A 14,826-nucleotide genomic window follows, 5' to 3' on the forward strand; every position below is an offset into this window, starting at 1 on the left:
GGCGGCGCTTCCGGAGCGGGGTAGACCTCCAACTGGTAGCCGCGCTCGCGCAGCAGGTTCTCAGCGGCTTCGCCGATGTGGCAGGTAGCAAACACGCGGAAGCGCGTCGGGTCGCTCATGGCCCTCTTCCATCAGGAGGTATGGTGTGCGTATATGGGTAGACGGACCGGACTCACCCGCCGGGCCGCTAGGGATGGGATTCTATCGTACCGCCGCCAGATGTTCCTCGCGGGTGTGGGCTTTCTTGATGCGCATGAGCTCGGCCGCCTTGTGGGCGATGTGCTCGGCGCTGACCTCGAATTCCTTGATCAGTTCCCAGGGCGCGCCCGATTCGCCGAAGCGGTCCTTCACCCCGATGGCTCCGGTGAGCACCGGCAGGCCATAAAGCTCCGCGCTCCCCGTCAGGACGCCGCTGACCCGCCAGGCCAGAGCGCCGATCTGGTGCTCCTCGGCGGTGACGACGATCCCGGTCTCGCGCGCCGCGCGCACGATGGCGGCTTCGTCGATGGGCTTCAACGTATGCAGGTTGATCACCCGCGTCTCGTAACCGAACTCCCGCTTGAGAATGTACGCGGCACGCATGGCCTCCGGCACCATGGGCCCGCAGGCCACGATGGAAAGGTCTTCCTGCTCGTCGGGGTAGTGGCTGGCCAGGACGGTGTCGAAGGCATCGGCAAACTGATCTGCCTCGCGCCGCAACCGGATGACGTTGGCCTTGCCGAAGACGAACGGCGTCTCTGGCATGGTGACGATGGGAGTGGCCTCGCGCGCGAAGCGTAGGAACTTCGGCCCCAAATGTTCCAGCAACAGGTAGTTGGACGCTTTCCTGGTCTCGACCGCGTCACAGGGCACCACCACCACCATGTTGGGCATGCCACACATGGCGAACAGGTCCTCCAAGGCCTGATGGGTGGCGCCGTCGGGCCCAACGGAGACGCCTCCGTGCGCTCCGGCGACGAAGACGTTGAAGTTGCCGTAGCAGACGGAGACGCGTAACTGATCCAGGTTCCTGGCCGCGGCGAAGGTGCCGTAGGTGCCGAACACGGGCAGCTTCCCTTCCCTGGCCAGCCCGGCGGCGGCCGCGGTGGCGGACTGCTCGGCGATGCCCAGGCTGATCCAGCGTGCCTTGCGCTCGGGCTTGCCGGCGTAGAACTCGCTGATGGTAATGGAGCCGGAAATGTCCAGCCCCAGGCACACCACACGCTCGTCGTCCCCGTTCTCCTGCAGTGACTGCCCGAAGCCTTTGCGCGTGGGCTCCATCTTCACCTGCATGCGCTTGCCCGCGTTCCACCAGTAGTCGCGGCTGAACTTCGGCAGCTTGGCTTCCAGTTGCTTCTCGGCGGTGAGCTGATACCGGCGGGCTTTTTCCAGCAGTCCCTGGTGCGGGAGCTTGTCGAGCAGCCCCAGTTCCGTCAACCCCTTCAGCATCTCATCATGGTTGGGAGCTTTGCCGTGCCATCCCGCGACGTTTTCCATGAAGCTGACGCCCTTCCCCTTGACCGTTTCGGCGATGATCAGCACCGGCTTACCCACGCCCTTCTTGGCGGTCTCCAGAGCCTCGACGATGGCGGCCATGTCGTGGCCGTCGACGCGCAGCACCTCCCAGCCAAAGGCGCGGTACTTGGCCTCCAGTGGGTCGATATTCATCACCTCTGCCACCGGGCCGTCGATCTGCAGCCGGTTGGCGTCCACGATGCCGACCAGCCTCTCCAGTTTGTAGTGAGCGGCTTCCATGGCCGCTTCCCAAATGTTGCCCTCCTGCTGCTCGCCGTCTCCCATGATGCAAAAGGTGTGGTAATCCTTGCCCTTGAGCTTGCCCGCCAGGGCCACGCCCACGGCAACGCTCAGTCCTTGGCCGAGCGACCCGCTCGAAACCTCCACTCCCGGCACCTTCAGCCAGTGCGGATGCCCTTGATACGGCGAGTAGAGCTTTCGAAGCGTGACCACGTCTTCCGGAGGATAGAAGCCGGCAAATGCCAGGCCGAGGTAGAGTGCCGGCGCCTTGTGTCCCGCGGACCAGATGATGCGGTCGCGGTCTTCCCACTCCGGATTCCTGGGATCGTGATTGGCCACCTTGAGATAGAGGGCGGCGACTATATCCATGATGGAGAGCGTTCCGCCGGCGTGTCCGGAACCGGCAGAGCACAGCGCCACCAGGTCGTAACCCCGCATCAGGTTGGCTTGCTCGGTCAGCTCTGCGATGGAATAGTCCCGGATACGATTCCCCGACTTCGAATCCATCAGTGCCATGGCTCTCCCCCGGCGGCGATGTGGCGCAGGCAAACTTCACCCGCTGGTCAAGCCTAGGACTGCCTGCCTGGCGGGTCGGTGAGCGCGGTCACAAGGAGGGGTGACGATGAGCTTGAGGAGCGCACAAGAACGCACTTCTTGGTTACAGATTCGGGGGTGAGGGGACTTTGGCCAATGGCCGATGGGCCACGGTTAGAGCTTCTTCTTCGTCCACTCTTCGATGCGATCCAGCGCCTTGCCCAGGTTCTCGATGGAGTTGGCGATGCTCAGCCGCAAGTAACCTTCGCCGAACTTGCCGAACGCGGTTCCGGAAAGAACTGCGACGCCCGCATCCTCCAGCAACGCATCGGCCAGCTTCTTGGAAGGCCAGCCCGTACCGGTGATGTTGGGGAAGACGTAGAAGGCGCCGCGCGGCTCGCGGCAGGTGAAGCCGGGAATGCGATTCAGGCGCTCGACAACGAAATCGCGGCGACGGCGGAACTCCGCGCACATCTTGTCGACAGAACTCTGATCGCCGCGCAGAGCCTCGATTCCGGCCACCTGGGTGAAGCTGGCGGTGCAGGAGGTTGCGTTGGTCTGGAGGCGGCATACCTGGGTGGCCAGGTCGGCGCGCATCACGCCGTATCCCATGCGCCATCCGGTCATGGCGTAGGTCTTGGAAAAGCCGTCGAGCAGGACGACCCGTTCCTTCCAACCGTCGAGCGAGAGGATGGAATGATGGGTGCCCTCGAAAATCAGGCGGCTGTATATCTCGTCCGACAGCACCATGATGTCGCGGTCGCCGATGGCCGCCGCGATGGCGCGGATATCCCCTTCCTCCAGCATGCCGCCGGTGGGATTCTGGGGAGAATTCAGCACCACCAGCCGGGTGCGGTCGGTGATGAGGGAGGCGAACTCGTCCACGTCCAGCCGGAAGTCCAACTCTTCACGCAGGCGGATGGGCACCGCGGTGGCGCCCATGAAGTCAATCATGGACTCGTAGATCGGATAACCGGGATTCGGGTAAATAACCTCGTCCCCTTCTTCCACTAGAGCCAGGATGGTGAAGAAAATAATGGGCTTGCCTCCCGGCACGACGACCACTTCATCAGGAGAAACCGGAACGCGCCGCGTGCGGCTCACTTCTTCGGCAATGGCCTGGCGCAGCTCGGGCAGACCGGCCGAAGGCCCGTAGTGGGTCCAGCCCTGGTGCAGGGCCTCCACCCCGGCCTCGACGATGTTCACAGGCGTATCGAAGTCGGGCTCGCCGATTTCCACGTGCACGACGTCACGACCCTTGGCTTCGAGCGCCCGGGCCCTCACCAGAACTTCGAAGGCGGTCTCCGTGCCCAGGCGCGCCATGCGGCGGGCCAGGCGCAATTGAGTTTGCGTGGTGCGAGGCATTGGACGCGTCATTATAGCGCGTGGAACATTCCCAGTCGGTGACCAATCGGGTCCGCCGCTGGCGAATCGTGATATCCTCCGCCGCATTGGGGAACGTAGCTACGAACCCTGAACTTCATATCACAAAGTACTTGACATGAGCTAGGGAAATGGGCATGCTATCCAAACCCGAACCAGAGCCCATGGAACACGCGCCCGCATACCGCAACCCGCACGAGGATCTGGCCTACATTCGCCGCACCCTGGACGCGGCCGGAAGGCTCTCCAGCGTTTCCGGCCGGGGACTGGTGCTGATCGGATTCCTGGGGCTGGGAGCGGTGGCGGTCAACGCGTTGGCAACCGGGGCTCCGTGGCAGGCAGGCGCCGGCGTCGAATCGCTCGGAGTGTGGGCAGTGTGCCTGGTAGCGTCGTTCGCCGTGGGCGTCACCAGCATGGATCGCAAGGCGCGCCGCATGGGCCAGCGCTTGTGGACCCCGGTGCTGCAGAAGGCGCTGTGGAGCTACGCCTCGGCGATGGTGCTGGGTGCCGTTTTGAGCCTGGCCGTGCTGCGCGCGGGGCGGCTGGCGCTGCTCCCTGCCCTGTGGCTGGGATGTTACGGCGCGGCTCTGACTTCCACCGGCGTGTTCTCGGTTTCGCCGGTGCGCTGGATGGGCATCTCGTTCCTCGTTCTCTCCCTGATTGCTGTGCTGGCCCCGCCGTCGGTCGGACTGGCACTCCTGGCGCTGGGTTTCGGCTGGCTGCACATCGGCTTCGGCGCCTACATAGCCGGGAGGCACGATGGCTAGGCGCAAGACACCGCCCGCACCCGCCGAGCTCGACCAGTTGATTCACGAGCGCCTGCGCCTGGGCATCGTGTGCACGCTGGCGGTGCACGACTCGCTCTCTTTCACCGAACTGCGCGACCTGCTCGAAACCACGGACGGCAACCTCAGCGTGCAAGCGCGCAAGCTCGAGGAGGCCGGCTACGTGCGCTGCAGCAAGCGCTTTGAGGAGCGCCGCCCGCGGACCACCTACCGCTTGACGCCGCGCGGGCGCGCCGCCCTCGAGGAATACCTCGAGACCTTGGCCGACATGCTGCCGCCGCTCGATCAGGTCCGGCATTCCGCCGGTGCCCGGCGCTCACCGCTAGGTCCAGTTCCCGCCGAAAGCTAAGAAGATGCCGATCCGCCCAACCGCCCGCCGCGTGTTTCCCTTAACTTTACACGATAAAGTATCGTGGACCTCGCGAAGCCGGTCCCCGCGGCGTCCGACGTCCCCAACCACTTCCCTGCGACGACAAGGAGCCCTTCTGCCATGTTCAAGCGAATCGCTGCACTGGTGTTTATCTTCGTCTGCACTTCGATCGCCTGGGCCATCCTGGGTTCGACCATCTTCGCCCGCACCTATGACACTTCCAGCCGCCTGAAGGGTGCGGTGGCGTCCACCTGGGGCACGGCACAGGAACAGCGCCCGCCCACGGCTCTCTACTTCCGCACCGAGCCGCGCACCGAGGTCTCGGTGGTAGACGGCAAGAAAGTGGAGCGCGAATACCAGGCGCGGGTCGCGGCGCCGCTCGATCTGGTAAGCAGCCAGATCCACGCCGGGCTCGACCTGGAACATCGGCAGAAAGGCCTTCTGTGGTACAGCACGTACCGTGTGGCCTACAGCGGGACCTACGGATTCCGCAACTCCAGCAAGGAGAACCAGTCCGTCCGCTTCGCGCTCAAGTTCCCCGCCGCACAGGCCATCTACGACGACCTGGTCCTGGAGGTGGACGGCAAGCCTTACCCCATCACCCACGAAGAAGGGAGCGCCGTGATCGAAGCTCCGATCGAGGGCGGCAAGACCGCGTTGCTGCGCGTGGGTTACCGGTCGCAGGGGATGGACGAGTGGCGCTACCGCTTGGGTGACGAAGTGGCGCAGGTGCGCGATTTCGACCTCCGCATGAACACCAACTTCAAGGCCATCGATTTCCCCGAGAACACTCTTTCTCCCACCAGCAAGCGCGAGACCGCCGACGGATGGGAGTTGACCTGGAACTACCGCAACCTGGTCTCCGGATTTCAGATCGCCATGCCTATGCCGGAGAAGTTGCAACCGGGTCCCTTGGCCGGGCAGATCAGCCTGTTCGCGCCCGTTTCCCTGTTCTTCTTCTTTTTCCTGATGTTCATCATCACCACCTTGCGCTCCATCGACCTGCACCCCATGAATTACTTCTTCCTGGCGGCCGCATTCTTCTCCTTCCACCTGCTGCTGGCCTATCTGGTGGACCACATTTCCATCCACCTGGCGTTCGTGATCTGCTCCGTGGTTTCGGTGTTCCTGGTGGTCAGCTACCTGCGGCTGGTAGTGGGCCTGCGATTCGCGGCGGTCGAGGCCGGTGGAGCCCAGCTCATCTACCTGGTGCTGTTCTCCTATGCCTTCTTCTTCCGCGGGTTTACCGGGCTCACCATCACCATCGGCTCCATCCTGACTCTGTTCGTAGTGATGCAACTGACCGGGCGGATCCGCTGGGAGGAACGGTTCGCGCGCCAGCCCGCCCGCGCCTAAAGCACGTGCAACCCGCGGAGCCCGCAGGTATGATGAGGTCCAGGGGGAACCTGCTGCGGCCGGGCGGTCGCGAACCGCCGCACTCGTAATCACGTATCCTTCTAGCGAGGAAGGATGAGCCGCAACCTCGGACTGGCTGAACCCGCAGTGGTGGCGCTCCAGACCATGCGCGCCCACAAGCTGCGCTCCTTCCTGATGCTGCTGGGCATCATCCTCTCGGTGTCCACGCTGATCCTGGTGATTTCTCTCATCGAGGGCACCAACCGCTACATCGCGGACCGGGTAGCCAACCTGGGCTCGAACGTGTTTCTTGTCAACCGCTTCGGCATCATCACCAGCGCCGAAGACTTTGTGAAGGCACAGCGCCGCAACCGGATCATCACCTGGGAAGACTATGAGGCCCTGCGCGACGGCCTGAAGCTGCCCAAGGCCGTGGGCGTCGAAGTGCGCACCCAGGGGAAGGTGAAGGCGGGCGGCGAATCGCTGGAGGACATCGACATCCGCGGCGTCACGGCCAACATCGGCGAGATGGATGTGGAAGAGCCGGCCACCGGGCGCTACATCTCCGACGCTGACAATGACCACCGAGCGCCGGTGACCCTCATCGGCTCGGAAGTGGCGACGCGTTTGTTTCCTAACGTCGATCCCATCGGGCGCACGCTCGACGTCGACGGACGGCCGTATGAGGTTGTGGGCGTGGCCAAGTCCCTGGGCAGCGCCCTGGGCCAGTCGCAGGACGGTTTCGTCTACATCCCCATCCAGACCTGGATGAAGGTGTATGGCTCTCACCGCAGCCTTACCATCAATGTCCAAGCCCGAGGAGCGGAGTGGATTGCGCGCACCCAGGACGAAGCCCGGGTGCTGATGCGCGCCCGCCGCCACTTGCGTCCCGACGAGGAAGACAACTTCGGCATCATCGGCTCGGCCACGCTCATGGACCTGTGGCGGCAGCTCACGGGAGTGATCGCCACCAGCATGGTGGGCGTGGTCTCGGTGTTCCTGGTGATCGGCGGCGTGGTGATCATGAACGTGATGCTGGCCAGCGTGACCGAACGTACGCGGGAGATCGGGATCCGCAAGTCGCTGGGCGCCCGCCGCAAGGACATCCTCATGCAGTTCCTGGTGGAAGCGTCGGTCATGGCCTCGTTCGGTGGGTTCCTGGGCGTGACCACGGCCTGGCTGCTGGCGCTGGTGGTGAAGGCGACCACTTCCATCCCCATGGCGGTGCCGTTGGCGGCGGTCATCATCGCGCTCGGCGTTTCTACCGCCGTGGGCCTGTTCTTCGGCATCTATCCGGCGCACAAAGCCTCGAAGCTGGACCCTATCGAGGCGCTGCGCTTCGAGGTGTGACGTGCGCATCGCCCTGGGTGAGAACTCGCGGATGGCGCTGGAGACCCTGCGCCAGCACAAGACCCGTTCGGCGCTCACCGTGGTGGGCGTGGTGATCGGCATTACCGCGCTGATCGCTGTGTCTTCCATCCTGGTGGGATTGGACCGTGACATCCGGGTGTTCCTGGAGGACTTCGGTTCCGATACCCTGTTCGTCTTCAAGTTCAACCCGGGTTTCCGGGCTGGGAGGCTTTCCGCCGAGGAACGCACCCGCAAGTCCTTGACCCTGGAAGACGCGCTGGCCATTCGGGAGTCTTGCCCGGCGGTGAAGGATGTGGCGGTGCAGGTGCTGGCCCGCATCGGCGGCCAGGGCCCCGGCCGTCAGATTGCGCGCTACGGCGGTCACGAAGTCTACGACGTGATCCACCGCGGAACCCTGGTCAGCTACGAGCAGGTGTTCAACGCCCACGTGGAAAAAGGCCGCTTCTTCACCGCCTCCGAGGACCTGCACAAAGCCGACGTGGTGGTGATCGGGCACGACCTGGCTGAGGCGCTCTTCCCGGTCGAGGATCCCATCGACAAGACCATCCTCATCTCCGGAGTTCCCTACCGCGTGGTGGGGGTGATTCAGAAGCGCAAGGGGCAGTTCCTGCGCAACGACGCCGCCGACAAGGTGGCCCTGGTTCCCTACAACACCTACCACAAGCACTTCCCTGCCGATGACGAACACTTTATTGGCGTGCTTCCTTATGCGGGCCAGAAGGCGGTCGCGGAAGACCAGGTACGCGAGCTGTTGCGCCGGCGCCGCCGCGTTCCTTTCGACCAGCCGGATAACTTCGGCGTCTCCAGCGCCGAGGAGATCGCCACCCAGTTCCGCCAGATCACCGGAGTGATCGCGCTGGTCACCGCGGCCGTCAGTTCTATCGGCCTGCTGGTAGGCGGCGTGGGCGTGATGAACATCATGCTCATGTCAGTGACCGAGCGCACCCGCGAGATTGGCGTGCGCAAAGCCATCGGCGCCCGGCGGCGGGACATCATCTCCCAGTTCCTGACCGAGGCCATGACTCTGACCGGCGCGGGCGGCGTCATCGGCGTGCTGTTCGGGCTCTCCATCAGCGGGCTGATCCACGCCTTCCTGCCCTCGCTGCCGTCGGTGGTACCGCTGTGGGCGGTGGTGGCCGGCGTGGTCACTTCCATGAGCGTCGGGTTGTTCTTCGGCATCTATCCGGCGGTGCGCGCGGCACGCCTGGACCCGGTAGTGGCGCTGCGGTACGAGTAGTTTCCGGCGCTACTTTGCGTGCCGCTCCAGGTAATCCACCACCGCGGTCGCCATAGTCCGCGCGCCGATTGTCAGGCTACCCTCATCGATGTCGAAATCCGGGGTATGGTGCGCGGCGGTGATGCCTTTGCTCTTGTTGCCGGCGGCGACGAAGAAGAAAAAGCCGGGAATGACCTTCTGGAACTCGGCGAAGTCTTCGGCGCCCATCTGCGGCGGCCGCGTCAGGACGTGCTCGGCGCCGGCCGCTCGGCGCAGCGCGGGCAGCATTTCTTCCACCAGCTTCGGATCGTTGTAGGTCACGGGGTTGCCGAATTCGTACTCCAGCTCGAAAGTAGCGCCGTTAGCCCGGGTCACGCCTTCGAGCGTCTGCCGCATGAGGTCGGGGATCTGTTTCCGGATCTCTTCGTTCATGGTGCGCACCGTGCCTTCCAACTCCACCTGGTTGGGAATGATGTTGTTGCGGTTGCCGCCCTGGATGCGCCCCACGGAAACGACCAGCGGCTCCATGGTGGTGATGCGGCGGCTGCGGATGGTCTGCAGCGCCAGCACGGCTTCGGCGGCGGTGACAATGGGGTCGATACCGTCCTGCGGGTAAGCGGCGTGCACCTGCTTGCCGTGGATGGTGATCTGGAAGCGGTCCGAGGCCGCCAGCGCCGGCCCGAAGTTGTAAAGCACCGCGCCCACTTCGTACTGCGACCACACGTGCAGCCCGAAAATGACCTCGGGCCGCGGATTCTCCAACGCGCCTTCCTTGATCATGAGCGCGGCGCCGCCTTCCTCCCCGGCGGGCGGGCCTTCCTCGGCCGGCTGGAAGATGAACTTGACCGTGCCGGGGATGTCGGCCCGCATCTCGGAAAGCACCGCCGCTACCGCCAGACCGATAGCCACGTGGGCGTCATGCCCGCAGGCGTGCTTCACGCCCGGATTCAGGGATTTGTAGGGAGTGTCGTTGACGTCCTGCACAGGAAGCCCATCCATATCGGCGCGCACCGCCACCACCGGACCGGGACGGCCTCCTTTCAGCAGCGCCACCACGCCGTAGCGCCCGACACCGGTCTTCACCTCGTCCATCCCCAGTTCGCGCAGCCGCGCCGCTACGACCTGCGAGGTGCGCTCCTCGCGATTGGAAAGTTCGGGATGCATGTGCAGGTCACGACGCGTCTCCACCGTCTTCGCGCGCAGCGCCTCCACCAGTTGCGCGATGCGCTGCTCAAGAGCCGCAGAGCGCTCGACCGCAGGCTTGGCGGATGCCTTCGAGGTGGCGGTCTTTTGCGCCGCGGCCGGCAAAGTCACAAGCAGGATTGCGAAGACAAGCAAGGGCTCGCGCACGGAATCGGTCTCCAGTCAGGAAGATGGAAGAACCGGTTACCGTAACACCCGCGAGGTGGAATTTCTAGCGCGACCTCTGCCTGCGCCGACAGAAGCGGTCCGCGAAAACAGAAGGCCATCCGCCCAGGTACGGGCGGATGGCCTGCAGGAACCGCTCCGGCCGCGGGTTGGCGCGCGGCGGAACGGCAAGCTTCAGCGGTTACCGCTGGTGGCGGTGGCCATGGGGCGTCCCATCAGCCGCTCCAGCAAACCGCGGCGCTGTGGCTCGCGTGACTTCTGGGCCGCCTTCGAGCTCAGGTCGTACCCGGTCAACCGGGAGGCCAGGCCCAGGAACGACTTGGCGATCTCGGAAGAGTTCTGCTGACTCACCGGAATCCCGCTCTCGATGGAGCCCGACACCGTTTGATACTGGTTCTGCAGCTTCCAGAGGATGCGGCAGCGGGTGGCGGCTTCCACGTCGTCGTCGGTAACGCCGGGAACCTTGTGATACCGGTTGAGTACCAGGCGCACCTTTTCTGCGCCCGCAGTCTCGCTCAGAAACCCCTGCATCTGCGAGGCGCTCCACAGCGAGGCCATGTCCAGTTGGCTGACCATCAGCACGTGGTCGGAGAAGTTGCAGACCGCGCGCATGGCCAGGTCCATGCGGGACGAGAGGTCGATCACCGTGTAGCTGTAGTGGGTCACCATCAGGTCCAGCAGGCGGGCCAAGTCCTCTGCCGAAGGTTCGGCATAAGGCTTGGAGGGCGCGGCCAGAAGGCGCACGCCGCTGTGGCACTCGGTCATGAAGCCTTCGAGCAGCGACTGGTCGATGCGATGCAGGTTCTTCAGCGCATCGACGATGGTAAAGCTGGGCTTCACGCTCAGGTGCAGGGACGCATGCCCCATGCCGGCCAGGTCCACCAGCGCAACGCGGCCGTGGGCCGAGCCCAGGGCCAGCGCGGTGTTCACCGCCACCGTGGTGGCGCCCGATCCGCCCTTGGCGTTCACCACCGTGACCACCTTGCCGCGGGAACCGGAATCGCGCCCGTTACGGCTCGCGGAGAGCCGGCTGTAAGCCTCCAGCAGGTGCGCGGTACTGATGGGCCGCTCCAGATATTCCATGGCGCCCGCCCGCATCGCCGTCACGATCACCTGCGGTTTGTCCATGCGGCCGATGGCGAACACCGCCGTCTCCGGCAACTCGCGCTTCAGCAGTTCAATGGCGCGCAGCGCCGGCGTCGGGTCTCCGCCGGGAATATCCATCAAAATCACATCGGGACTGGCCAGCGCGAGCTGCCGCATGGCCGAATCGCTGGAGGCAGCCGGGTAGCTGTCTCCCTGGTGCACCGACCGGAACATGCCGGCAGCGCTTGCCTGTTCCTGCAACAGGGCGCGTTGCTCGCTGTCCGATGCCAGAATGCCAACCGTGAGTGTCTTCATTTCCGGGTCCCTCCTCGAACCCTTCGCAGCGCAGAGTACGGCCACCCGGGAATTCCCTCAAGATAACCGGGGTAATCCGGTAATGAAACTTTGGTGACGACCGTAAGTGATTGATCTTACTGGGGATTAGAGGTGAGCGAGAGGACGATGGTTGCGCGCCGCGTGAAAGACCCCGCCTCAATCGCCCGCAGGCGCCTCTCGGGGAGGTACCGTGGCCGTGCCGCGCCGGACCAGGAGAATCGCGCCCAGGATGAGCATGCCTGAGAGCAATATTCTCCCGCTCAGGGTTTCCCCTGCCAGCCACCAGCCCAAGAGCACCGCCACCACGGGATTGGTGTAGGTGTGGGTCGCGATCAGGGTGGGAGAGACATGGTCCAGCAGCCAGTTGTAAGCGGTGAAAGCCACCAGCGAGCCGAATACGATGAGATAAAGGAGGCTCAGCGCCGAGCGGGGAGCGACCTCGGAAAGATGCAAGTCCCTGTGCTCGCCCGTGGCTATTCCGGCCAGCCAGAGCAGCACCGCCCCGGAGATCATGGCCATCGCCGAGGTCAGCACCGGACTTCGCGGCAGCGCGGCGCGGCGGGAATACACCACGCCCACCGCCCAGGAAAAGGCGCTCAGCAGGATGACCAGGGCCCCCGAAACATAGCCCGGCTTGGCCGCAGAGCCGTTTCCCTGCACCAGCAAAGCGACACCCGCCACGCCCAGGGCAAATCCCATCCAGGTCCGCCCGCCGGGCAGGCGGCCGCCGAGAAGAACCGGTGTCAACAAGGCGATGAAAACCGGCTCGATGGCAATCAGCACCGCCGCCAGTCCCGAAGGCACCACCTGTTCGGCCCAGTGCAGCCCGCCGTGACTGACCAGGAAGTAGAGCGTCCCCAAGACCGCCGCGGACCGCCACTCCCGGGCGGTAGGCCGTTCCCCGCGAGCTCGCATCCACAGATAGAGCACACTTCCGGCCACCAGATGGCGGGTGCCGGCAACCAGCAACGGCGGAATGGTTTCCACCGCATAGCGAATCGCCAGATAGGTGGAACCCCAGACCAGATGGATGGCCAGCAGCGAACCCACGAACAGGAGCGGGGAGGGCCGTCCCGCCGTCTTGCTCAGGGAAGCCGGAAGCGTGTTTTCAGCCACCGCCATGTGTAACCTGCTAACGCACGATTGCTGGTTATTACTCTAATGGTTCTGAGCTAACCTGTCAATACACGCTTACAGGTTATAATGGATGTATGTCTCGACCGGCAGGATTCACTTTTGAGCTCACAGGCGGAGCGCTCTGCCTCGACTTCGTGAATACGCTCAATCACCGGAATCAGGCAGGCCGTGAGCAGGAGCTCCTTCCAACCTATGCGCATCTGCTGGCCTGGTGCCAGCAGGCACACGCGCTTCCCCGTCCCGAGGTGGCGCGCTTGGCGCGTCTGGCCCGGATGGGTGCCAGACGGGCGGCGGCCGCGCTGCGGCTGGCCCTCAGGCTGCGAGAGGCCTTGTATCGCATCTTTTCGACCGTCGCTGCGGGCCGCGCCCCGGCTGACGCCGACCTCCGGATGCTCAATGCCATGGCCGCCGAGGCGCTCTCCCGGCAGTGGATCGTGCACCGCGACCGTGGGTTTGTGTGGGAGTGGCGGCAGGCGGGAAGCGACCTGCGGCGACCCCTGTGGCCGGTGGTGCGCTCCGCCGTCGAGTTGCTGACTACCGACGAGCGCCGCGCCATACGCGAGTGCGCCTCCCCAACCTGCTCGTGGATGTTCCTGGATCACAGCCGCAACCACAGCCGCCGCTGGTGTGACATGAAGGTCTGCGGCAATCGCGCCAAGGTTCGCCGTTTCTACCGCCGCGCGCGGCGCACGCGTCCCCGCAGACGTCGGGCGCATCGTCTTGCCTAGGGACGCGACTCCAGCCGCGAGGCTTCCAGCCGAAATGGCCTTGTTACTGGCTCCAGTCTCCTCTACCGCCTATAGTAATGTGCGTGAATCGCCGCGACGCACTCAAGGGTGTTGCCTTCACCGCCGGCAGCATACTGCTCGAAGGTTGCAGCCACCGCCGCTCGCGTTCGCTCGTTTCCCGGCAGGCTCCTGGGCGGTTGCAATTGCCGAAGGTTCTCGTCTCCCCGGAGCGCGAAATCCGCACCATCGCCGGTTTGCGTCCCTTCCGGCCCTCAGGATTCCGGGTAGCGACCGAGAAGGTCGGCGACAAGCTCTGTGTCCACAACTACGGCCACGGGGGAGCCGGCATCACGCTCTCCTGGGGCACGGCGCGTTTGGCGTCCGAGGCGGTGCGCACCTCCGGCCACCGGCAAGTGGCCGTCGCGGGTTGCGGCGTTGTGGGCCTCTCCACGGCGCGCCTGCTGCAGCAGATGGGAATGGACGTCACCATTTACGCCAAAGCGCTTCCGCCGGATACCACCTCGAACGTCGCCGGTGGTCTATGGGATCCATTCTCGGTATTCGACGACGATCGCGTCTCTTCTGCGTTCCGGGAACAATTCATGAGCGCCGTGCGCTTCGCCCACACGTATTTCCAGGCTTTCGCTGGCGATGAGTACGGCGTCCACTGGCGCCCGGTCTACCTCATGTCCCAGACGCCGATGCCGGAAACCGACATGCTGGGCCCGCAAGGCTTCCTGCGAGGCCTTCTGCCGGAGATGCGTGACCTGTCCCAGGAAGAGCATGCCTTTCCCTTCCCCTACGTCCGCACCTTCCGCAGCATGTTGATCGAGCCGCACCCTTACCTGCGCGCCCTCATGCGCGACTTTCATCTGGCGGGCGGACGGATTGTGGTGCAGGAATTCCATGAAGTATCGGAACTCACGCGTCTCGCGCAACCCGTGGTGGTGAATTGCACCGGCCTGGGAGCTCGAGCGCTGTTCGGCGACGACGAGATGCTCCCCATCAAGGGCCAACTCACCTTCCTCTTGCCGCAGGAGGAGATCGATTACATCACTCTGGCAAGCAACCTCTATATGTTTCCCCGCCGCGATGGAATCCTGCTCGGCGGTACGTTCGTGCGCGGCGACTGGAGTCTCGAGCCGGATCCGCTGGCCAAGGAGCGGATCCTGCGCGGGCACGCAGAGATGTTCCGCGGCTGGTCCTAGGCGCGCAGTTTCCCATCCGCATTCATATTGCGGTTGAGGGACGAAGCTTCCTGACAGGTTGGCTTTCCCGGAAGACGCCTTGGAGGCAGAATGAATGTCCCCGCTGTCCACAAGGAGGTCCATGTCCACGTTTGCCGCTCGCCCGTCTGATGTCGCCACGCTCGACGCGATCCTGCACGCGATGTACGAGGTCATCTCCGGGCCGGTCGGGCAG

The 14,826-nt window shown here is 64.5% G+C and carries 12 protein-coding genes; 7 read left to right on the forward strand and 5 right to left on the reverse strand.

Annotated features, from left to right (window positions below; all coding sequences use genetic code 11):
* Positions 1 to 201: 201 nt before the first annotated feature.
* Complete coding sequence (locus tag VLE48_03650) at positions 202 to 2,250, reverse strand: transketolase (GenBank protein ID HSA92081.1); 2,049 nt, start codon at positions 2,248 to 2,250, stop codon at positions 202 to 204.
* Between the two features lie 192 nt (positions 2,251 to 2,442).
* A complete protein-coding gene (locus VLE48_03655; protein ID HSA92082.1) occupies positions 2,443 to 3,633 on the reverse strand; it encodes a pyridoxal phosphate-dependent aminotransferase in 1,191 nt (396 codons plus the stop codon).
* Positions 3,634 to 3,815: 182 nt separating this feature from the next.
* Here VLE48_03655 and VLE48_03660 point away from each other — a divergent pair, with 182 nt between their 5' ends.
* The 5 genes from VLE48_03660 (at position 3,816) to VLE48_03680 (ending at position 8,770) form a co-directional block, all read left to right on the forward strand.
* Positions 3,816 to 4,418 (forward strand): hypothetical protein, encoded by a 603-nt coding sequence (locus tag VLE48_03660; protein HSA92083.1) that lies wholly within the window; start codon positions 3,816 to 3,818, stop codon positions 4,416 to 4,418.
* Entirely contained in the window at positions 4,411 to 4,785 is a 375-nt protein-coding gene (locus VLE48_03665; GenBank protein HSA92084.1) for a transcriptional regulator, read from the forward strand. The genes VLE48_03660 and VLE48_03665 overlap by 8 nt, the downstream gene beginning before the upstream one ends.
* Before the next feature lie 141 nt (positions 4,786 to 4,926).
* Complete coding sequence (locus VLE48_03670; protein HSA92085.1) at positions 4,927 to 6,162, forward strand: inner membrane CreD family protein; 1,236 nt, start codon at positions 4,927 to 4,929, stop codon at positions 6,160 to 6,162.
* Positions 6,163 to 6,276: 114 nt separating this feature from the next.
* Complete coding sequence (locus tag VLE48_03675; GenBank protein ID HSA92086.1) at positions 6,277 to 7,512, forward strand: ABC transporter permease; 1,236 nt, start codon at positions 6,277 to 6,279, stop codon at positions 7,510 to 7,512.
* A 1-nt stretch (position 7,513) separates the two neighbouring features.
* Positions 7,514 to 8,770 (forward strand): ABC transporter permease, encoded by a 1,257-nt coding sequence (locus tag VLE48_03680; protein ID HSA92087.1) that lies wholly within the window; start codon positions 7,514 to 7,516, stop codon positions 8,768 to 8,770.
* Positions 8,771 to 8,779: 9 nt separating this feature from the next.
* On the opposite strand, the gene VLE48_03685 is transcribed toward VLE48_03680, so the two are convergent.
* The 3 genes from VLE48_03685 to VLE48_03695 form a co-directional block, all read right to left on the reverse strand.
* Positions 8,780 to 10,099 carry an amidohydrolase gene (locus VLE48_03685; protein HSA92088.1) on the reverse strand — a complete coding sequence of 440 codons (1,320 nt, stop codon included), beginning with the start codon at positions 10,097 to 10,099 and terminating at the stop codon, positions 8,780 to 8,782.
* A gap of 192 nt (positions 10,100 to 10,291) precedes the next feature.
* Positions 10,292 to 11,518: an AAA family ATPase gene (locus tag VLE48_03690; GenBank protein HSA92089.1), complete on the reverse strand. Its 1,227-nt coding sequence runs from the start codon at positions 11,516 to 11,518 to the stop codon at positions 10,292 to 10,294.
* 177 nt (positions 11,519 to 11,695) lie between these two features.
* Entirely contained in the window at positions 11,696 to 12,661 is a 966-nt protein-coding gene (locus VLE48_03695) for an EamA family transporter (GenBank protein ID HSA92090.1), read from the reverse strand.
* 89 nt (positions 12,662 to 12,750) lie between these two features.
* Here VLE48_03695 and VLE48_03700 point away from each other — a divergent pair, with 89 nt between their 5' ends.
* Positions 12,751 to 13,404: an ABATE domain-containing protein gene (locus VLE48_03700; protein ID HSA92091.1), complete on the forward strand. Its 654-nt coding sequence runs from the start codon at positions 12,751 to 12,753 to the stop codon at positions 13,402 to 13,404.
* A 203-nt stretch (positions 13,405 to 13,607) separates the two neighbouring features.
* The gene (locus tag VLE48_03705; GenBank protein HSA92092.1) at positions 13,608 to 14,612 is read left to right on the forward strand and encodes an FAD-dependent oxidoreductase; all 1,005 of its coding nucleotides are present in this window, start codon (positions 13,608 to 13,610) and stop codon (positions 14,610 to 14,612) included.
* Positions 14,613 to 14,826: the final 214 nt, after the last annotated feature.

Source organism: Terriglobales bacterium, from assembly GCA_035454605.1.
Lineage (GTDB): Bacteria > Acidobacteriota > Terriglobia > Terriglobales > Acidobacteriaceae > DATMAB01.